This window comes from Streptomyces sp. So13.3 (genome assembly GCF_005860785.2).
Taxonomy (GTDB): Bacteria; Actinomycetota; Actinomycetes; order Streptomycetales; family Streptomycetaceae; genus Actinacidiphila; species Actinacidiphila fildesensis.
In genome coordinates, this window is the sequence record NZ_CP048835.1 from 9,543,440 (window position 1) to 9,564,008 (window position 20,569).

16 protein-coding genes and 4 pseudogenes are annotated in these 20,569 nt (G+C 65.8%); 14 read left to right on the forward strand and 6 right to left on the reverse strand.

Translation table 11 applies throughout. From position 1 onward, the window contains the following. Positions 1-5 precede the first annotated feature (5 nt). Entirely contained in the window at positions 6-1,754 is a 1,749-nt protein-coding gene (locus C8250_RS42785) for a hypothetical protein (protein ID WP_138357182.1), read from the reverse strand. Positions 1,755-2,261: 507 nt separating this feature from the next. On the opposite strand from C8250_RS42785, the pseudogene C8250_RS44360 reads away from it, so the two are divergent. Both C8250_RS44360 and C8250_RS42790 read left to right on the forward strand, forming a co-directional pair. Then, positions 2,262-2,442 (forward strand): annotated as a pseudogene (locus tag C8250_RS44360) (restriction endonuclease); the annotation flags it as partial. Positions 2,443-2,636: 194 nt separating this feature from the next. Then, entirely contained in the window at positions 2,637-2,840 is a 204-nt protein-coding gene (locus tag C8250_RS42790; protein WP_244809766.1) for a hypothetical protein, read from the forward strand. A 195-nt stretch (positions 2,841-3,035) separates the two neighbouring features. Here C8250_RS42790 and C8250_RS42795 read toward each other — a convergent pair whose 3' ends face one another. Together C8250_RS42795 and C8250_RS42800 are read right to left on the reverse strand one after the other, a co-directional pair. After that, positions 3,036-3,854: a hypothetical protein gene (locus C8250_RS42795; protein ID WP_138357183.1), complete on the reverse strand. Its 819-nt coding sequence runs from the start codon at positions 3,852-3,854 to the stop codon at positions 3,036-3,038. Positions 3,855-4,281: 427 nt separating this feature from the next. Further along, entirely contained in the window at positions 4,282-5,118 is an 837-nt protein-coding gene (locus C8250_RS42800) for an SDR family oxidoreductase (RefSeq protein ID WP_138357184.1), read from the reverse strand. An 81-nt stretch (positions 5,119-5,199) separates the two neighbouring features. On the opposite strand from C8250_RS42800, the gene C8250_RS42805 reads away from it, so the two are divergent. Both C8250_RS42805 and C8250_RS42810 read left to right on the forward strand, forming a co-directional pair. Further along, positions 5,200-6,144, forward strand: a complete 945-nt coding sequence (locus tag C8250_RS42805) for an AraC family transcriptional regulator (RefSeq protein WP_138357185.1) — start codon at positions 5,200-5,202, stop codon at positions 6,142-6,144. A gap of 986 nt (positions 6,145-7,130) precedes the next feature. Then, positions 7,131-7,328, forward strand: a complete 198-nt coding sequence (locus tag C8250_RS42810; RefSeq protein ID WP_244809767.1) for a hypothetical protein — start codon at positions 7,131-7,133, stop codon at positions 7,326-7,328. Positions 7,329-7,369: 41 nt separating this feature from the next. On the opposite strand, the gene C8250_RS42815 is transcribed toward C8250_RS42810, so the two are convergent. Beyond that, positions 7,370-7,597, reverse strand: a complete 228-nt coding sequence (locus C8250_RS42815; RefSeq protein WP_138357187.1) for a hypothetical protein — start codon at positions 7,595-7,597, stop codon at positions 7,370-7,372. Positions 7,598-7,958: 361 nt separating this feature from the next. Here C8250_RS42815 and C8250_RS42820 point away from each other — a divergent pair, with 361 nt between their 5' ends. The 5 genes and pseudogenes from C8250_RS42820 to C8250_RS44365 all read left to right on the forward strand — a co-directional run. Further along, entirely contained in the window at positions 7,959-8,477 is a 519-nt protein-coding gene (locus C8250_RS42820; protein WP_138357188.1) for a hypothetical protein, read from the forward strand. Positions 8,478-9,785: 1,308 nt separating this feature from the next. After that, the gene (locus C8250_RS42825) at positions 9,786-10,808 is read left to right on the forward strand and encodes a replication-relaxation family protein (protein ID WP_187145229.1); all 1,023 of its coding nucleotides are present in this window, start codon (positions 9,786-9,788) and stop codon (positions 10,806-10,808) included. A 180-nt stretch (positions 10,809-10,988) separates the two neighbouring features. Continuing rightward, the gene (locus tag C8250_RS42830; protein WP_187145230.1) at positions 10,989-11,126 is read left to right on the forward strand and encodes a hypothetical protein; all 138 of its coding nucleotides are present in this window, start codon (positions 10,989-10,991) and stop codon (positions 11,124-11,126) included. A 302-nt stretch (positions 11,127-11,428) separates the two neighbouring features. Beyond that, entirely contained in the window at positions 11,429-11,992 is a 564-nt protein-coding gene (locus C8250_RS42835; RefSeq protein WP_138357190.1) for a DinB family protein, read from the forward strand. Positions 11,993-12,127: 135 nt separating this feature from the next. Beyond that, a pseudogene (locus C8250_RS44365) lies at positions 12,128-12,226 on the forward strand (IS5/IS1182 family transposase); the annotation flags it as partial. A 12-nt stretch (positions 12,227-12,238) separates the two neighbouring features. On the opposite strand, the gene C8250_RS42840 reads toward C8250_RS44365, so the two are convergent. Continuing rightward, complete coding sequence (locus C8250_RS42840) at positions 12,239-13,111, reverse strand: aldo/keto reductase family oxidoreductase (protein WP_138357191.1); 873 nt, start codon at positions 13,109-13,111, stop codon at positions 12,239-12,241. Between the two features lie 130 nt (positions 13,112-13,241). On the opposite strand from C8250_RS42840, the gene C8250_RS42845 reads away from it, so the two are divergent. Continuing rightward, positions 13,242-13,688: a helix-turn-helix domain-containing protein gene (locus tag C8250_RS42845; protein WP_138357192.1), complete on the forward strand. Its 447-nt coding sequence runs from the start codon at positions 13,242-13,244 to the stop codon at positions 13,686-13,688. Between the two features lie 106 nt (positions 13,689-13,794). Here the strand turns inward: C8250_RS42845 and C8250_RS42850 are convergent. Beyond that, a pseudogene (locus tag C8250_RS42850) lies at positions 13,795-14,163 on the reverse strand (IS5/IS1182 family transposase); the annotation flags it as partial. Here C8250_RS42850 and C8250_RS42855 point away from each other — a divergent pair. The 4 genes and pseudogenes from C8250_RS42855 to C8250_RS42870 all read left to right on the forward strand — a co-directional run. Continuing rightward, a pseudogene (locus C8250_RS42855) lies at positions 14,151-18,410 on the forward strand (RHS repeat-associated core domain-containing protein); the annotation flags it as partial. The pseudogenes C8250_RS42850 and C8250_RS42855 overlap by 13 nt on opposite strands. Before the next feature lie 59 nt (positions 18,411-18,469). Then, the gene (locus C8250_RS42860) at positions 18,470-19,105 is read left to right on the forward strand and encodes a hypothetical protein (protein WP_138357194.1); all 636 of its coding nucleotides are present in this window, start codon (positions 18,470-18,472) and stop codon (positions 19,103-19,105) included. Between the two features lie 137 nt (positions 19,106-19,242). Beyond that, positions 19,243-19,872 carry a hypothetical protein gene (locus C8250_RS42865; protein ID WP_138357195.1) on the forward strand — a complete coding sequence of 210 codons (630 nt, stop codon included), beginning with the start codon at positions 19,243-19,245 and terminating at the stop codon, positions 19,870-19,872. 363 nt (positions 19,873-20,235) lie between these two features. Further along, on the forward strand, positions 20,236-20,550 hold the full coding sequence (locus tag C8250_RS42870) for a hypothetical protein (protein WP_138357196.1): 315 nt from the start codon (positions 20,236-20,238) through the stop codon (positions 20,548-20,550). The last annotated feature ends 19 nt before the right edge of the window (positions 20,551-20,569 follow it).

Here is a 20,569-nt window from a genome sequence, read left to right on the forward strand (position 1 = left end):
GACGGTCAGGCGACCAGGTTCTGCTCGGTGCCCAGAGCGCTGCTGCCGCTGTTCTGGTGCTCGGTGACCAGGCCGCTGGGCCATACCACGATGACGTCGTCGGGCCAGCCGTTTTGCGAGTAGCTGCCGATGGTCATGGGTTTCGCGTCGACCCATCGGGAGTTGGGGTCCAGGAGCTTGTTCTCGCCGTGCATGCCGGCGGTGTCGACGTCCGGATACAGCGTCGTCTCGCCGTCGGACCAGCGCACGACCAGGTCGTAGGTGTTCTTCCCGGCCAGATCGCCGGCCATGACGACGGTGGCGTGGGTCCAGGTGCTGTTCGCCGCACCGATCGGCGTCTCACCGGTCATGGTGCGCCCGTTGAAGGAGAACAGGCTGAGGTGGCCGTCGTCCCACCGCACCATGAGGGTGCTGGGCGCGGTGCCCGTAGTGTTGAACCGGCCCGCGCTGATGACAGCGGCGTGCAGCCACACCGGGTTGGGCGGGGACGACTGGATCTCCTCGGCCAGATGGCCGCCGCGGGTGACCCCCGGGTACAGGGTGACTTCTCCGTCGCTCCACCGCACGACCAGGTCGCTGGTGCTGCGGCCGGCGAACTGCCCCGCCGTCAGCGACACCACGTGGGTCCAGGTGGTGTTGGGTTTGGCCAGCTGCGATTCGCCGCTGAAGCCGCCGCTGCCGTTACCGGAGTACAAGGTGACCTCACCGTCGGACCACACGGTCACCAGGTCGTCGCGGCCGTCGCCGGTGAACTCCCCGGACGCCAGATGCCGGGCGTGCTTCCACGTCCCGGTGCTGCCCATCGAGTACGGCGGCGCACTGTCGGAGGTGCCGCCCTTGGTGGCCCGGTCGTACAGGGCGAACACGTCGTCGTCGAAGTACGGGCTGTAGGAGGTGCGGTCCTCCTTGCCACTGGAGGGTCCGCCACCGTTCAGGCCGCCCAGCACGCCGATGACGTTCCCGGTGGTGCCGTTGAAGTTCGTCATCCACGGGCTGCCGGACGTGCCGCCGTAGAACCCGTCACAGGTCATCGTCATCTGCTTATAGCCCGGCAGCCGGGTCGTGGGCGGCGCGCACCGGATCGGCCGGTCCTTGTGGTCCGGGTCGTGTGACGCGCCGGGGTAGCCGATGACGGTGACGGCCGGGTTGGTGTAGCTGGGAGTGCGGGTCAGTGTGTTGCCACCGGTCAGGTCCTGCAGCTTGACGCCATCGCGGTCTTCGGTCGATCCGAAGGCGAAGTCGAGGTTGGAGCCGGCCCCGGTGGTGGTGTGCCGGGGGTCGGAGTAGCGGCTCGTCACGGCCCACACCCCAAAAGGCATGGAGCCCTTGGTGTACTTCGGGATGAACGCCGTGCGCCCGTCAAGGCCCGGGTTGCAGTGCGCCGCGCTCAGGATCAGATTCCTACCCGGGCTCTTGATCACGCTGGCGGTGCAGCTGTGGGCTTGGGCGTCCTGACTGCGATACAGCAGCGTGCCGACCGTCGGCGTGCCGGCGAAATACTCCGCCTGGGGCACCGCGGCACGTGCGGCCTCCGCGGTGACTGGCGGGATCACATCGGGATCGCCCCGGATCAACTCCGGGACTGCGGACTCGATGAGCTCCGGGGTCCAGAACGCCGCGGCGGCCTCGTTCGTCCATTCATCCGCCGTCACGGTGGCCGGCGCGACCAGGGGAGCTGCAGCGCCGGGGCGCTGCCCGGGGCCGTGGGCTGCAGCGGCGGGGGCGAGTGTCAGTGCGAGTGCGGCAGCGTACAATCCCGCGATCGGCACTCTGGCTATGCGTAAGAGGCGCAAAACGGCTCCAGATGAAGATCGATAGTGGATTCTGGATTGTGTCGCGCGTCCGATCGATCGCATGTGCGACTTGACGAAGTGCTGAGGTTGTCAGCCCTTCTATGCGAGCGGCAGACCATCGGGTTGGGTCGCCTGCCCGCCCGATCTGCAGGTGCCCCGCTTCGGCGAGACCGCCGTGCCGCCCGCCGGAACACCGCATCCGGCACTTGCAACCTGCGCCCGGTGCTGGCGAACATCGTGCCCGCTGCAGGCGCAAGCTCGCGTTCACGGTGCCCCCTCGGACAGTGTCGGCCCCGACCTGGAAGGCGCCGAGCAGCTGGATCACGTGCGGTGGGTGCGGCTCCTTGCCCAGCCGGGTTGCGACCCGCGATGACGGCCCGCTCAGCAGGACGCCTTTGGCGGTCGCATCGGGGGGATTTTTCTTGACGGGCCGGCCCCGGGTCGTCTCGCGCACCATGTACGAGGTGGAAGGGCACCGCTGGCCCCGTCCACGGCGCGGACATCGCCTTCGTCGTCACCAACGGCGGCTTCACCCGCGACGCCAAAGCCTGGGGGCGAGACCAACGGCATCCACTGGCTCGACCGCGACGGGCTACGCCGATGGGCTGAACACGGCACAGCCCTGCACGAGTTGCTCAACATTCCCGCATGCACCACAGGCACCCGCCGTAGGACTCTGTTCCGCTCGAACCCCGGCTCGTCTTCGCGCCGTGGTGGCGCTTTGGGCCAATTACGTCCAACTCCCGGACCGCACCGCGCGGTACGAGGAGCATCAGAAGGCTGGGGTGGGCGTCCGCTGCTGTCGGGCAAGGACGAGCGTGGTCTGACGGGAGGCATGGACGATTGCGGCTGACCATCGATGTTGCGGTGTTGCTCACGGTCATCGTCATTGTGCGACTCGGTCGTCGCACCCAGGCCAGGAGCCGGTTTGAAGAAGAGGTAACCGTGGTCATCGTTCTGGCGTTGGGCGTTCTCATCGCTCCGACCCCCGTGGGGCACGGCATCTTGAACTTCGTGACTCAACTCGTCACACAAGCCAGCCGCTGAAGGCCTCGACTCCACCCGCCGGGCTCGTCGCGCGTCCGGCGGCGACGTGACGGCCGCGGTGCGCGGCTGGCTGGTCGTCACCGCCGCCTGCAGCCCGACGCGCAGATCACCCACATCGAAGTCCGCGGCTGGAAACCCAGCTGACGTTCTTGGGGACTGGTGCGGATGGCCTGGCGAAGCTGCCCGCACCAGTGTTCACCATCGGGGAATGTGGTGATCGAGGACCAGTACCAATACTGCTGCCGCCCAGCCCGACATCGCGTACACCAGAGCCATGCGGTCAAGGTGCCGCACCTCGGGTTTGAAGGTGTTGGCGACTAGTGAGGTAACGGCTTCGACCTCGTGTTTGCTGAAATCCGCCAGGAGCCGCGCCCGCCGGCCTTCCGCATGCGTCTGGGCCACGGCCTCAGTCAGGGATTCAAGTTGGGCCTGGAGGTCTGCCGACAGTTGGTGCGATTGAGCTAGCGCGGTCTTGGTCGCGGCCATTGCCCGCTCCGTCTCTCCTGCCGCTGCCTGAAGGGACCGTTCGACGACCGCGACCCTCTCAGGGACACGCTCCGGCCTCGCGTCGTGACGCTCTTGCGCGCGTGACTTGGACCCTTTGATGAAGATCCAGGCGGCGATGCCCGGACCGATCGTGGCGAGCATGAAAGAACCGTCGTCCTTGGGGAGGACGATCCTTGCCAGAATGGTGAGGGCGAGGGCAGCCACACAGACCATGATCGGCGGCAGTCTCTTCGTTATGAACCCGCCTATCCCCGGCTGGCGGGTGATGCGGCCGCTCCAGTAGTCGAGCGAGTTCAGCCATACGCTGTCCAGCTTTTCCCCGAGAGTCATGCGCAGCATCACAGCACACGCTGGCCAACTGGGCGGCCCGCCCGCTGACCAAACTTCCGACAGCATCGGCGCGCCTTCCTTCTCCGCCTTGACACGGCCGGTACGCTCAAGGCCGACCGCAGCGTAGCGAGGACCAAGGTCTGGAGCGCTCCGGACGCGCCGCAGCTGATCCGGCATCTGATTCCCCTGCCCGCCCCCGCGTTGAGCGCGTGCCGGGCAGGCAGGTGGAGAGTCCGAGAGACGCAACGGGCAACTCCTACCGAGATAGCCGCCGGGCCGTAATGGTGGTGGGCATGCAGACCACATACCTGGACGGGCTCGGCCCCGTCACCACCGTCATCTGTAGGTTCCGCGCCTGAGTGACCCATTCCGCGTCGCCGTGTCCCCTGACTGACCCATGGGACCAATTTCACGGAACGGCAGCTGTCCTGTCGCATCGCAGCTGTCGGATTCTCACTCGTTCTCGTTCGTGCCGGCAGATTCTCCACCCGAGTTCCGTGAAAGCCATGTCGTTTGAGAACACCGAAGGTCAGTGTTCTCAAACGAAACGGCATGCCAACGGGTCAGCGCTTCGTGAATGATCGTCGGACGTGGGTTGGTTGGGTCAGTTCCAGTGACCCGCGGCGGAAGTCGCGGCGACGTAGTCCTCGAACCGCCGAGCCGGCCGACCGAGGGCTCGTGCCACGCCATCGGAGACCGCGGAGCCCCGGCCGTCGCGGACGGCCACGAGGAGGTCGGTGAGCGATCGCGCGACATCGGCCGGGAAGCCGTCGGCGACCCAGCGCTCGATGAAGACCTCTGGGGCGACATCGACGTGACGGATCGTGCGCCCGGTGGCCTCGCTGATGAGGTCGGCTGCCTCACCGAAGCTGATCGCCCGAGGGCCGGTCAGCTGGTAGATCTGGCCGCTGTGCCGGTCTTCAGTCAGCGATGCCGCGGCGACCTCAGCGATGTCCTCTGCGTCGATGAATGGTGTGCGCCCGTTCCCGGTCGGCAGGGACAAGGTCCCGTCAAGGATCCCCGGCAGCCAAGAGGATTCGCTGAAATTCTGAGAGAACCAGTCCGGTCGCAGGATGGTCCAGTCGGCGCCGCTGCCACGCACGGCCTGCTCGGCGGCCTTGAGGGGGTGACTGTCGTCGGCATGACCGACGCCGTAGGCCGACAGCAGCACCAGCCGCCGCACGCCTGCGGCGACCGCTTCGGCCATGAACCTCGGCATACGCGCCTGGCGATCCGCGCCCGTGCGCAGATTCGGCTCCACGACATAGACGGCGGCAACGCCGTCGAGGGCCTGCGCCCAAGTCGTTGGGATGTCGAGGTCGAAGGGGACGTCGCCGCTGGTGCGGGAGGCCGTGCGAACTGGCTGGCCGTCGGCCTTCAGCCGCCGGACGATGCGGCGACCGGTCTTGCCGGTGCCGCCGAGGATGAGGATCTTCTCCATGCCTCCAGAGAACTCCAGGAACGGAAGACGATCCATGGGAGAACGTCGTAGATACCTTTGTGATCGTCTAGCCTCGTCGGCGTGGACGTTCTGAGCGATCTGCTGCACCGGGCCCGTGCCAGGCACGCGCTGATCAGACAGTTGATCCAGCGCCCGCCCTGGTCCATGACCTTTGCTGACGCTCCTCCGCTCACGGTCGTGGCCACGCTCGGTGGCCACGCGTCGGTCCGGCTGCACGACTCCGACGCCGCGCCGGTGCTCCTCGCCTCAGGCGACATCGCCCTTCTCAGCGGAACCGGCAAGTACACGATCGCTGACGGCCCGTCCACCCCGCCCCAGGTCGTGGTCCGCGGGGGAAAGAAGTACGTCGTCGGCAGGGGCGAGGAGGGGTCGGGGGCCCATCGGATCGTGGCCCCCCGTACCTACGGCGACGGTCTGCCCGGGGCCACGACCATGCTCCGGGGGGCCTATGAACTCCGTGGCGACGTGGGCGACCGCCTGCTGGACATGCTCCCGCCGCTGGCGGTCGTTCCTGCTGGGCCGCGGACCCGTGCGGCGCTGGACATGCTCGCCACCGAGGTCACCCGTGAGGAACCCGGCCAGGATGCCGTCCTGCATCAGCTGCTGGATCTCGTGCTCGTGCTGGCGCTGCGGGCATGGTGCGCCAAGCCGCAGACGGCGCTCCCCTCCTGGTACGGGGCGCTGGCCGATCCAGCCATCGGCGACGCGCTGCGCCTCCTGCATGAGGAGCCCGCCCACCGATGGACGGTCGGCGAGCTGGCCGCCAAGGTCGGCATGTCTCGCGCCGCCTTCGCCGCTCGTTTCACCAGCCTGGTCGGCGAGCCCCCGCTCACGTACCTCACCGGGTGGCGGATGACCCTGGGGGCTGACTTGCTCCAGGACACGGACGCAACCGTTGCCGCCGTGGCCCGCGACGTCGGGTATGCGGACGCGTTCGCCTTCAGCGTGGCCTTCAAGCGGGCCCGTGGAGTCAGCCCCTCGGTCTGGCGCCGACAGGTGCGCTGACCCCAGGCCATCACACCGCCCCGGTGAACAGACGACAAGTCGTCCGGGCCGAATGATCAAGAGCTCTGGCTGGCGACTGCCGAGCTGAGCCAACGATCCGCCCGGAGCTACACCAACCTAGGAATGCAGGCCCCTACGGCGCTTCTTGCTCCATCTCGAACGAGACTTCCGCAGAAGCCAGGTCGTTTGAGAATGCCGACCCTCGGTTGTCTCATACGACCTGGCAGCCCAGCAGGTCAGCCAATCTCTACCTGCCAGATGCACTTCGACGGGACAGCAGCTCCAGCACCGTCTGGTTCAGCGGGTCTCCAGGGGGTCGGCCCGGCCGAGCAACTCCACGAGCGGCGTACCAGTCCGGGCAGCGACGATGCGGCGGGCGCGGAGCTGGGCGCGGGTCCGGGGGCGGAATTTCGGATCCCGTCCGCAACCACACGGTTCGAAGCCGTCGTAGCGCAGCCCGGCGTTGAGAACTGCCGAGACGACCGACCATGCCTTCCGATTACTGCGGCGGGGCGGGGCGAAGTCGTGGCCGGCGCATAGCAACGGGCCTGAGCAGCGCGAGCACGAGTGTCCACCATCGCGAGGATGTCGCTTGAAGCTGATCCGGCACGACACGCACGCGTAGTGCAGCTTGTACTGGGCGAAGGCGTATCTGCACATACGCCGACCGTACCGACAACCGCTGGGAAAGGGACACACGAACGCGGAACGGTCGGAGGGACACGATGCGCGGAATGCGCGAAGTCCCAGGCCGCAGCCTCGGCATGTGACACCGAAGCCGGGAACCTACATCATCCGCTCCATCGGTGTCCGTCACGACGGCGCCCACGCGCTCGTCACCGACGGCTTGTATCTCGACCTTCGGTGGGCTTTGCGCAACCCGGCCGACGACCCCGCGATACGCTACCTGACCGGATTGGACAGCGCGGTGTACGACCACGTCCTGTCCACCCCCGGGGCTCGGGAGTCTGATCGCCCGGACCGCCGTGCAGCTGCGCGCCCTGGCCGACGAGGTTCCCCACGGCTGTGTGACCCGCCTGACCGTGGCGTGCCAGGGAGGCCGGCACCGCTCCGTGGCTGTGGCCGAAGCGGTTGCGCGCCGCATCTGGACCGCCTGGGACGGCGAGTACGGCGTCGAGGTCGAGCACCACCACATCGATCACCCGGTCCTGCCGGCCGCCTGACCCACCGAGCCGACCATCGCCAGGGGCTCAGAGACCGGTTCTTACGAGGCGGTCGCCCACTGGTGGGGCCGGCCGCCCCGCCACTCCACCCAGTCCGGGTGGTCCAGGAGGGGCTCGGGGTCGTCGATGCCGACCCGGCGCAGAAACTCGATGACGTCCCGGTCGTTGTAGGCGACGCCCAGGATCTGCTCGACGTCCTGGGCCCGCGCGGTCACCCGGCGGCCCCCTGCGGCAGACAGCCGGTGCACGACGATCGGCGCACTCCTCATATTTCCAGCCTGCGGCGGCATTCTCCCGCGCGCACACCGCAGACTCACGGTGCGGGCGCGTTCCCACGGTTCGCAGGCGCTACCCCCCCCTTGCCCGCCTTCCGATCAACGGGCCTGGCCGCCCGCACGGTGACGGGTTGTTCCGGCTCCGACAGACGTTCGGGCCGCCGGCCCGGACCTTCCTGCCTGGCTGTGTACGTCAACGGCGGCGCTGGTACGTCATCGGTTTCCCGTACCGCCGGCTCCGGTCGGCCGGGGCCGGTTCCGCTGATTCTGCCCGGGTGTGGGGCGGGTACCGGCAAGCTGGGCAGGCAGTTGGCCGCGCCGTTGGAAGGGCCCGTTCGTGAGTGACGATCCGTTGTTGAGCACCGCTCAGATTCACGCTTGTCTGCGCACGATCGGCGTGGAGCTGCCGGTGCCGGACCCGATGCCGCGGGCGGTCGCGCTGGGGATGCTGTTGTACTGCGTGGAGTCCGCGGTGACCATCGACACCGACCGCCTGGACCTGGAAGCGGTCCGCGAGGGCTACGTCGCCGGGATCAGCAACACGCTGCGTGCGGACGGCGACGGATCCGCAGCGTTGGGCGGCGTGTGGTCGCGGCTGCTGCAGGCCCGGGTCAACCGCACACTGACCGACCTGACCGCCACCCAGAGCGACGACGATGGCGACGGCTACACGGTGGCGCCGGCGGTCAACCACCTCCTGGCGGGCGCCCAGGCGCTGCTGTCCACGAGCAACCCGCCCGCGCAGTTGTCCCCGCACCAGCAGCTGCACGGCGTGCGGAACTCGCTGCGCACCGCACGCCGGGAAGTCCAAGCAGCCCGCCAGCAGATCGAGGACGGCCGCAAGGTGCTGCGCTCGCTGGGCCTGGAACCCTGAACGCGCCGTCCCCGGCACTGCGCGCGGGGCGCCGGCCTGCCGCCGGGGGCATGTACAGAGCGGTGCGCTCGTGTGCCGCACGATGCGCACCGACCGCACCAGGTGCGTGCGCACCGCCGCACCAACCGCACCTGGTGCGTGTACCGACCGCACCACCGCACCGACCGCACCTTGGTGCGCACCCCGCGGACGCGCGATGGGACGGGACGGTGCGATGTCGGGCGCACCTTCGATTTACCGGTGGAACGCGCATCGGCGCCCGGTGCGGCAGGCGTTCCAGGAACATCACTACCGCAGGTCAGAGCCCTGGAATGCCGGTACGGTGCCGTCACGCCCCCGTCGGCGGGCGGGCGGTTGCTCACATGCTTGCTCTCGTACCGGCCGCGCACGCGGGCGGCACGGAAGGGCCGGAATCGTTTCTATCGGCATAGAGCAAGACAAACCGTCTGGACAAGGGGCTGGAACGGGATCAAACGGGCGCGCGGGTGGAATCGTGGAACGCGCGTCGTGCGGCCGCGGCGGTTCCGGGTTTCGCGGCAGGTTTCGTGACCGGTTTCGTGACGGGTTTCGTGACGGGTTTCGTCAGGCGTTTCGCGGCGGGTTTCACCGGTGCAGTGCCGTTGCACCGCATCCAGCCTGCTCGGGCCAGGAGTGCAACCGGGCGGCGCGTGCCGACACCTCTTCCCTGTGAAAGGGGAGAGGTGTTCTTGCTTCCTCACCCTCGCCGGCGGGCGGCGGCCGGCTCGTGGGCGTGGCTGGGGTTGACCGGCTTGGGGACACCGGTGAAGTGCACAATGGAGGGGATGACGAACTGCGGCGCTGCCGGGCCAAGTTCAGCTGCAGTGACCGCGGTGACCGTCCGGCGGTAGAAGTGCTGTTCCGCATGCTGCGGGGTGAGCGTTGCCAGGCGCTGGTGGTGATGGTGCTGCTGACCGGCAGGGCCGTGTCGGCCGGTTACCGGGGTTCCTTCCGCGATAGCTACCGTTCCTGCACCCAAGACTGCTACCGACAGCCGCCCGCCTTGTTCCGGTGTTTCCGCAGGTCAGACCCCTTGACCGCACGTCACTGGAAATCCTGACGACCCTCTTGCCCCCACCTCCTTGCTGTACCCGATGAAAAGGGACGGGTACGGCTGGTGGAGGTGGCGGCACGAGGGGTTCGACAGCCGTTCCCTTGGCCTCCGGCGGGCCCTGCGCGGGCCGCGTGGCCGCCGCTGACGCGTCGGCCGACCAAGGGGGCCGGGGTGGATTGTCGTACCGGCAGGCGACGATGGAGGGCTTCTGCAGCTATGGCACGGGGAGGCACCAGATGGCGAGCACCGAAGCACGAGTGAAGTCGAAGCCGCGATCGACGGTGAAGGATCAGGAGGACGTCCTGAAGGTGTTGGGCGTGCTGAAGGTGGCGACCGCCACCCAGATCCTGCACCTGGTGCGCCCGCACCTGTCGGACAACAAGGTGATGCGCAACGCCCTGCTGGTCCTTCAGGCGAAGGGCAAGGTGCTCTCGGAAGGCAATACGGCGGGTCCGGCCGGGAGGTTCGGGGCGCCGGACCGGAATGGGGAGCCGTCGCAGAAGCTGTGGAGTTTGACTGCGGCCGAGTTGGACGCGGCGGGCAGTTTGCTGGGGCGCGACGCGCAGGAGATCGGCGGCCGGGCGCGCGGCGCGGGCCAGGGCGGGGCGCCGCACGCGATGGCTGTCAATGCCACCATCGTCGCCTTCACCCGGGGCGGCATCGGCGACATCACGTCCTGGCGCACCGAGGTCCCCCACGCCCTGGCCGCCACCGGCAAACAGAACGTACGCGCGGACGCGGTGCTGCGCGCGAAGGAAGCCGGGCTGCCGCTGCTGATGGTCGAGGTGGACCGGGCCACCGAGCCGGTGCAGCGCCTCGCGGACAAAGTCGCCTCCTACGCCGCCTGCTACCGCCGCCAGGTCAACAACCCGGCCACCCCGGGTACCTGGACGGTGCGCCGGACCGGGCAGGAGGGGAGTGTGCCGTACTGGCAGACGCTCTACCCCGACAGCGGCCTGCCGGGCTGGCCGCCGCTGGCGTTCGTGTTCACCGGCGCCGGCCCGCGCGCACTGCACAACCGCATACAGGAACTCGCCACCCTCACCCGGGAGCACTGGGCAGCCGACGACCGCCAGTTCGACGACGACGACGGCTACCTCGACTTCACCGACAAGGTTCCGCTGGTGCTGACGACCTTGGACCGCTTGCAGGCGCACGGCCCGCACGGCCCCGCCTGGCGGCGCGTTGCGCAGGAGCGGGGTGCGGAGTTCGAGCCGCTGCTGACCGCGCTCACCGACACCCGCACCAAAGCGGCCTAGCAGCAGCGGGCAAGGAAGCGCCGCGCCGCAGCCGAGGCCCGCCGGCAAGCTGAGCAAGCAGCACGTGAAGCCGAACAGGCGCAGCGACTGCAGCAGTGGCAGGCCGAGGAAGACGCGGAGCGGGCCCCGGTTGTTCCGCAGTGCGCGACGCTGGACTGCGAGCAGTTGGTGGACGTCCCGGTGGATTGGTACACCGAGATCACCGTTCCGCCCGAGGACGGCGTCTACTGCGGGCCCTGCCGCCACGCCCAGGCGTACCGCAACCGCGGACTGCGCGGCGCGCTGCGCCGGATACGGAAGCCGTCGGGCCAGGCGTAGCTGTCACGGCGGGTGTCACGGCCGGTGTCACGCCAACCGCTGAAGCGTCCCTGACCTTGGCGGATACCCCTCAACGCCCCCTTTGCAGCAGGGGCGTGACAGCGTGACACTTCACGCGTCGACGGCGACGGCCTGGCGCTCACGGATTGACCTGTGCCAGTGAGCGTTGATCGATTGACAGCGAAGGCCGATCGATTGACTTCTGTGCCAATTAGGGATGACTGCCTGCGGGTTTTGTGACAGTGGAGGATGACCGCAGACGGCGACGATCACTCTGCTCGACGGGTCTGTAGTGTGCGGCGATGACAAGAAGTGAGCGGCTCGCGGAGCAGTTGGATTGGTACTGGCGCAAGAACCTGCGGCCCCGGCTGGATGGTCTTACTGACGAGGAGTACTTCTGGGAGCCGGTGCGCGGCTGCTGGAGCATCCGCCCACGTGACACGTCGGCCGCACCGATGTTGGAAGGCTCGGGGGAATGGACGATGGACTCCGCGTCCCCTGCCCCGGTGCCGGCACTGGTGACCACGATTGCCTGGCGGCTGGCGCACCTCATCGTCTCGTGCCTGGGCTATCGGGTCGGATGGTACTTCGGCGGCCAGGACGCCGACTCCCAGACATTCGCCTACGCGGGGACCGCTGACGAGGCGCTGAAACAGCTCGATGAGATGTATGGGGGATGGAACGCGGGGGTCCGCAAGCTCTCGGACGCTGACCTGGACAATCCGCCCACGGTGGGTCCGGAGCGGTTTCCCATGGAGAACAGGGTCCTGCACGTCAACAGGGAGCTGATCCATCACGGCGCCGAGATCTCCCTGCTGCGCGACCTCTACCGCTGGCAGGACGGAGCCGTACCGCGCCGAATATGACTTTCGGTAACCGGCGATCGAGCTTCGGAAACTTAGAGCTCGCGCACATAGGCGCCATGGGGGCCTCGGCGAGAAGGCGGGCATAGGTGCCAGTGATCATGGAGTTGCGACACTCTGTGACCATGGGGGAGACCTGTGCCCGTCCTTCCAACATCGCTGACCGACCCGTTGTGGGACCAATTCGCGGCGCTGCTGCCCGAGCGGCGGAGGGTCAATCCGGCCCATCCACTGGGAAGTTCCGCGGGGCTATCGGCCGATCTTGGCCAGTTCGACCAGATCCTCGTCGGAGAGCGAGAGTCCTGCGCCCGCGATGTTCTCGCGCAGGTGCGCCACCGACGAGGTGCCGGGGATCAGCAGGATGTTCGGCGACCGCTGCAGCAGCCAGGCCAGGGCGACCGACATCGGCGTCGCGTCCAGTCGGTCGGCCACGGCCGTAAGCGCCGAGGACTGCAGCGGGCTGAAGCCACCGAGGGGGAAGAAGGGCACGTAGGCGATGCCCTGCTCGGCGAGCTCGTCGATCAGCGCGTCGTCGTGGCGGTGGGCGAGGTTGTACATGTTCTGCACGCACGCGATCGGCGCGATCGCCTGCGCCTCGGCGACCTGTTCCACCGTCGCGTTGCTCACGCCGAGGTGCCGGATCAGACCCTGCTGCTGGAGTTCGACGAGCGCCTCGAACGCCTCGGCGAGCGAACCGGCCACGGGGCCCTGGGCGTCGCCGAGTCGGAGGTTGACCACATCCAGCGCGTTGAGGCCGAGGTTCTCCAGGTTCTCCTGGACGGCCCGGCGCAGCTCTTCGGGCCGTCGGGCCGGGGGCCAGCCTCCCTCTTCGTCCCTGGTCGCACCGACCTTGGTCACGATGTGCAGCGAGTCACGGTACGGGTGCAGCGCTTCGCGGATCAGCTGGTTGGTGATGTGCGGCCCGTAGGCGTCGGCGGTGTCGATGTGGGTGATGCCGAGGTCAACGGCCTCGCGGAGGACGGCGAGTGCGCCGTCGCGGTCGGCCGCCGGCCCCATGACCCAGGGGCCGGCGAGCTGCATGGCGCCGTAGCCGAACCGGGTGACGGTCAGGTCGCCCAGGGGCCAGGTGCCGCCGGGAAGGGAGGCGGAGGGGGTGCTCATGGTGTGCCTTTCGTGGTGAGACAGGGGGTGGTTCCTAGCGGCGTCTTGCCCCATCATTGACATGTAGCTTCCTGCTGGGAAGTAGGTACTTCGGAGTGCGTAAGGCACCCGCGGGTGAGAGGAGCGGTCCATGGCAACGATGACGGCGGTCCAGCAGAGGGCACAGGCCAAGGTGGAGTACGACGCCTTCCTGGCGGTCTGCCCCAGCCGCAAGCTGCTCGACCGGCTCTCCGACAAGTGGGTCACGCTGATCCTGGCCGCGCTCGGCAGCGGCGGCGGCTCGCATCAGCCAGGCGCCGACTGCTCCGGCGAGCCCCGGTCGATGCGCTACTCGCAGCTGCTGCGCCTGCTGGTCGGCGTCAGCCAGAAGATGCTCACCCAGACGCTGCGCTCCCTGGAGCGCGACGGTTTGATCACCCGCACCGCGACGCCGACCGTGCCGGTCACGGTCGCCTACGAGCTGACGGATCTCGGCCTGTCGCTGCACGAAATGATGCGCGGCCTCAAGACCTGGGCCGAAGAGCACATGGACGATGTGCTCGCCAACCGCGAGACCCACGACACCCGTGTCGCCTGAACCACAGGGGCAAGACGTCGCCCGTCGTCATTTTAGGATTGCCTGATCCGGGTTGCCGGTCGCCAGGAGCAGTCTCCGCGTAGGAGGCCGCGCAGACAGGCGGGGTTCATGGGCGGCGCCACGGGCGGTCGTCCCAGCGATGGGTAGTCCAGGCCCGGCGGATCAGGCTGCGGACGGTGATGATCGCGTCTGCGAGGTCGAAGAAGGCGTCGATCACGATGGTCCGACGTTCGTAGCAGCGGGCGAGCCGGTGGAAGGCGTTCTGCCAGGCGCGCGTGCGCTCGACATGCCAGCGCTGACTTGCCTGGATGGGTGCTTTTACACCCTTGCAGGCGATCTGGCCGTGCAGGCCGCGTTCGGCGAGGGAGGTGCGCGTCGTAGTTGAGTCGTAGCCGGCGTCCAGATGCACCGTGATGTCATCGGGCAGCGGGCCCAGGTCGTCCAAGAGGTCGAGCGTCGGGGCGAGCAGCGGGGAGCAACAAGGCGGGCGTGCCACCGTCCTCGGACTGCACGGCCGGCACCTACCCGGCCAACGCGTCGAAGTACACCTACCAGACACGGCTGGACGGTTACTCGGCCGACGTGTTCACCAAGGCGTCCCCTGAGGGCCACAAGTGGCAGTTCGGCTATGACTCCTTCGGCAACCTGAAGACGGTCACCGACCCCAAGGGCGTCGCCACCACAGGAACGGCTGGTGACTACACCACTTCCTACGGGTACGACTCCTTCGGTCAACTGACCACGGTGACCGATGCCAACGGCAATCCGACGACCAACAGCGGTTTCGGACCGACCGGCTACCCGGCCACGATCACTGACGCGCTGGGTAAGTCCTCGTCGTACGTGTACGACGAGCGCGGCCAGGTCACCCAGGTCACCGACGCATTGGGCAAGAGGACAACCCAGACCTACGACACCTACGGGCGTCCATTGGTCAACACGGTGCCCAAGGACCAGAACGCCGGTGTACTGATCACGACTCCGGCTCCGGTGTATGACGCCAACGACAACGCCACCCTCTCCACGGCTCCCAACGGTGCCGTTTCCACGGGTGTCTATGACGCGGCCGATCAGATCACCTCGGCGTCGGCGCCGAAGGACTCCTCGGCATCGGACCAGCGGACGTCGACCTACACCTATGACAAGGTCGGCAATCTCAAGACAACGACGGAGCCCAAGGGTTCGCTGACGACATCGGACGCGGCGGACTTCGTCACCACCAACACGTACAACGAGATCTATCAGCTCACCTGCGTACTGAACTCGGCGAGCGACAAGATCTCGTACACGTACGACAACGTCGGCAACGTGACCACGGTGGTGGACCCGAAGAAGAACGCCACTGCCGATACGACCGACTACACGACCAAGACCGCCTACGACCTGAACCATCGGGTCACGGCGATAACGGACGCGGCAGGGAAGACCGTCAAGCAGTCCTACGACAAGGACTCATTGCCTGTCTCCGCTACGGACGCAGAGAACAACACCACCACCGTCACCTATGACGAGCGGGGTCAGCGGGCCGAGATGAAGGCTCCGCACGACGGGACCACATCGGTCACCTACCGCTCCACGAAGTTCGAGTACGACCAGGTCGGCAACACCACCAAGGTGATCACTCCGCGGGGTACGGAGACGGCCGCCACCGACGACTTCACCACCCGTACCGAGTACGACGCGCTGAACCGTCCGGTCAAGCAGTACCAGCCCTACGACCCTGCGGATGCGCGCTACAACAAGGCAGACGTCTACACCCGCACGGACTACGACGCGGTGGGCCAGGTCACCACGACCTCGCTGCCGCCGTCGGAGGGCCAGACGGTCCGCAACGACACCAGCTTCACCTACTTCGACAACGGCTGGGCCAAGGCGTCCACCGACCCGTGGGACATCACCACTTCGTACGACTACAACGAGCTGGGCAAGCAGACCGCCCGCACGCTCACCTCGGCCGGCGGATCCTCCAACCGCACCATGGCCTGGTCGTACTACCCCGACGGCAAGCTGAAGTCCAAGTCGGACGACGGCGTCCCGGTCGGCAAGAGCGTGATCCTGGTCGACAACTCCGACACCCAGAACACCGCATCCACCGGCACCTGGGCGAGCGCGAACGTCGCCGGGCAGCAGGGCTACGACCACCGCACCCACGCGGCCGGCACGGGCACTGATGCCTTCACCTGGACCCTGAACATTCCCAAGGACGGCACGTACACCGCGTACGTGAAGTACCCCAAGGTGACCGGAGCGGCCACGACGGCGAAGTACACGCTGTCGCAGGGCGCCACCACCCCGCCCTCGGCGACCAGGGACCAGAACGCCGCCACCGGCACCTGGGTGTCGCTGGGCTCCTACAGCCTCAAGCAGGGCAATGACGCCAAGCTGAAGCTGGACCAGAACAGTGGCGGAATCGCGGTCGCCGACGGCGTGAAACTCGTCCGTGACACCACTGGCGAGAGCGACACCGAGAAGAACTCCTTCTCCTACGGCTACGACGTCAACGGCAACATGGTGTCGATCGACGACACCTCGTCCGGTGCGAAGGTCGATGCCTACACGATGACCTACACGGGCCTCAACCAGGTCCAGATGGTCACCGAGGCCCTGGCCGGGACCGCCAAGAAGACGACGTCGTACGCCTACGACGCCAACGGTCAGCCGGACACCATCACCCACCCCGACCAGTTCTCCAAGTACACCTACGACCTGCGTGAGCTGGTCAAGACGGTTTCGGTTGGCAAGACGTCAGTGGACGCCTCGCCGAAGGTGACGTCGTACACGTACACCGACCGCGGCCAGAAGCTGAAGGAGACCAACAACAACGGCAACACCGTCGACTACAGCTACTACCTCGACGGGGCGCTGAAGGTACAGACAGAGAAGAAGCCGAACGGAACGCTGGTAAGCGACCACACCTACGCCTATGACCCGAATGGGAACAAGGCGGAAGATATCGCGAAGAAGATGAACGCCGACGCCCACTCGGCCTACCTCTCCTCGACCACGGACTACACCTACGACCCGGTCAACAGACTGGCGAAGTCGGTGAAGACCGGTAACGGCGCCGGTACCGAGACGTATGTCCACGACGACAATGCCAATGTCACCAGCCAAACGGTCGGAGGCACGTCCTCGGCGTTCACCTATGACCGCAACCGGCTTCAGTTGTCGCTGACTTCGGGTACGTCGTTCGCTTACGACTACGATCCCTTCGGTCGCCAGGAGTCCGTCACAGCTGCCGGCAAGGTCACCGAGCGGAGCATCTACGACGGGTTCGACCACGTCGTCGAATCCCAGAAGGCGGACAGCGCGGGCTCCCTGAAGTCCACGACCTTCTCCTTCGACCCGCTTGACCGCACCACGTCGGAGACCGCGAACGGCAAGACCACCGACTTCACCTACCTCGGCCTGTCCGGAGAGGTACTTGGTGAGCAGGTCGCGGGCCAGACGACCAAGTCGTATCAGTACAGCCCGTGGGGCGACCGGCTTTCGCAGGTCAAGCACAACACGGACGGCACGACGGAGGACGGCTACTACGGCTACAACAGCCACACCGACGTCGAGACGCTCACCGACAAGAACGGCGACTCCAAGGCGACCTACGGCTACACGGCCTATGGCTCCGACGACAAGTCGGAGTTCAGCGGCATCGACAAGCCGGATACCGCTGACCCGACCAAGGAGGCGTACAACCCCTACCGTTTCAACGCGAAGCGATGGGATGCCCAATCGGGCACGTACGACATGGGCTTCCGCAACTACAGCCCGGGGCTGAACCGGTTTACCTCCCGGGATATGTACAACGGTGCCCTCGCCGACATGGGGCTCGGCAGCGACCCGTACACCAGCAACCGTTACGCGTTTGCCGGCGGCAACCCGACGAGCTTCGTCGAAATGGATGGGCACGCGCCCTGCGCCCAGGGAATCATGGACGTGTGTCCCGGTGCAGCCACAGGTTTGGCAGCGCTGTTCATGCTGCCTGGAAAGTACGGAAACAAGACAAGCCGTCACGACCAGGCGCAAGAACACGCGAAGGGAGAAATCCTGGCGCAAGCCGCGAGTATCGGCGCAACCGATTTCGAAATCCGACCCCCGACCAGAATAGATGGAGCGAACAAGGAATGCATGTATCCCCGTAACGGGAACAGAGGGAAAGTACGGGGGAATCGCGGTCTCGCTAGTCCCGACTGCAGCTATGGCACCCCGGATATCCTCGGCTATGACAAGAGCTCGGACGTCTATTACGTCTGGGAAGTAAAGTCCGCCGGTGACGCTAGCAAGGCTGTCCCTGAAGCCCAATGGTATGTAAATCGCCTGAAGGCTGAGGGAAAGAATGCCGTGCTCGGGTGGATGATCGGGGGGCCGTATGACGTCGGCAACGGCGACAAGGTCATGGGACCGGAGTCGGGCGCGGTGATCTACGGAAGGCAGAACAACAAGAAATTCCAAAGCATTTACAACAATAGCCCGATGGCCGCAGCCAGGGCGGCTCAGCAAAACAACGTGCCCCAGCCATCAGCTGGACCAGGACCGGGCGAATACCCGGGGACCGTAAACCAACCAGGGATTGGAACAAGGCCTTCATCTGGTGGCGGTGGTGGATTCGACCCCATTCTGATCCCGCTTGTCGTTCTGGTGGGGGTCGGAGCGGTGGTAACCGCACCTGAGGAGGCTGTCGTCGCGACTGCTGGCGGACTTCTCGGTTACGGATTGGCGGCGTGACATGTGGGCCCTCGCGAATGATAGTGTTCGCGAGGGCCCATTTCATCGATGAACGGCGGATGCTTATGAAGCAACTTGGTGATTTCTTGAAGGAGTACGTGACTCCTGCGGTGAAGCCTGCCGGATTCAAGAAAATGGGAAAATATTATCAACTCTCGACACCTTCGGGAGATGCTGCGTTCCTAGAGTTCAATCCCGTTCGCGTCGATCCGGATTACATCGTATTCTATGCCCATTGCTCGATCGTTCCGGAGCCGTATTGGCAGTGGCTGAACCGCCACTGTGTGGTGACCGGTGTCCCATCTCCGAATCCCTCCGGGGCTCTCGCGGGATTCTCGCTAATACCGCCGAAGACGGCGGCTTATACGCCCAGCGCGCTGGGCGTGCTGAGCACTCGGTGGGCATTTAACGAGACGACGCGAGTAAAAACTGGAGGATCTATAGACTTGGTGCTGCGTACGGATGTGATTCCGAGGGTTCAACGCCTGCTGATCCGGGATAAACTCCTGGAGGCCATAATCTCCACAGATAAGCCTTCTATTCGACTGTGGGGTGCCTTGCAGTCTGAGCTGGTGCTCATGGTCGATAAGTATTCGCTTCCCGAATTTGAAGAATCACTGTCAAGGATCGACCTCAACCCATCCATCAAGGCCCAGTTGGTCGCCTGGGCCGAGATGCGGCACACCCGGAGATGATCTCAGGAGACTGAAAGACGACTCAAAAATCTCCATTCGCGCCTATCGGAAATTGAAATCCAATCGGTAAATATCGATGAAGTCGATTTCCGTGTGGGCTTCGAGCGATACAGGAACATTTCGTCAGTGAACGGCGGATGATCGTGAAGCAGCTTGATGATATCCTGAAGGAGTATGTTACTCCTGCGGTGAAGCCTGCGGGGTTCAAGAAAAAGGGTTCGACGTACCAGTTGACAGCATCTTCCGGAGATTCCGCCTTCCTGCAGTTCCATCCCCGTCGCATCGATCCCGACAATGTGGTATTCGAGGCGCAATGGTCGATGGTTCCGGAGCCCTACTGGCAGTGGCTAAATCGAGAGTATCTGGTTGCCGATATTCCAGCTCCTCATCCATCTGGAGTTCTGGCGGGATCCCGCATTCTGCCGCCTGATGCGGTGGTCTATAGGCCGGAAACGATGAAAGTGCTGCCTGTCTATTGGGCGTTCAATGATGCCAGTAGGACTGCGATTGGGGAAGTCATGGATTTAACTTTGCGTACTGAAATCGTCCCAAATATTCAGCGCTTGCTCGTTCGAGACAATCTCCTGCAGGCCATTCGAACCAATCCGTCAATTCGCCGATGGGGTGCCACTAAAGCGGAGCTCGTACTCACAGTAGATGATCTTTCGATTGACGAGTTCGAAGAGTTGCTGTCAAGGATCGACCTCAATCCATTCATCAAGGGCCAGTTGATGGCCTGGGCAGAGATACGGCAGGGCCGGAACTGATCTCATCATGCTGCCGGACAATCCGAAAAACCGCCGCCAGTCGGCTGTTTCGAAATCGTCTAAGATTTCCGTTGCAAGGGTAGGTCTAAGCACCGGCTGTTCACCGGAATAGATCGATCGGACGAGCAGATCGCAGGAAGGTGCCGTTGGACCTGAGGGGATGCGACTGTCGAGGAAGCATCTAGCGCGGCTTCAAGGGCACCTATCTGGTGAGTGAGCGTACGGGATGGGTTATATACACGGTCCGGTCAACTACAGCCCCACCACGGGAATAGCGGACAGCATCACCATGTCCGCCTAAACCGAGGACGGATTACTGTTCAACAACATGGTGGTTCAGAACGGCACGGATTGGTAGACGACATGCTGAGGATCGACGAGCTGGAGGCCGCGCTCCCGGCGATGACGTCGTGGCGTGTGACGGCGGGGCGCAGCGTGGACTGGGGCGTGCTTGAGGCGGACCTCGGGACGGCGCTGCCCTCGGACTTCCGCGCTCTGGCGGAGACGTATCCGGTGCTGGTCATCGACGACTTCCTGATGGTGTCCATCCCGACGCCCGGTGCCGAGGTGTCATGGGCCTCCGAGTCCAGGAATGACGAGATCCTTCAGGACCTGTACGAGATGGACGACACCCAGGTGCGATGTGCCGCTTTGGTGTCAGTGGGGTGGTGTCAGTGACGGCACGTCAGATGCTGGT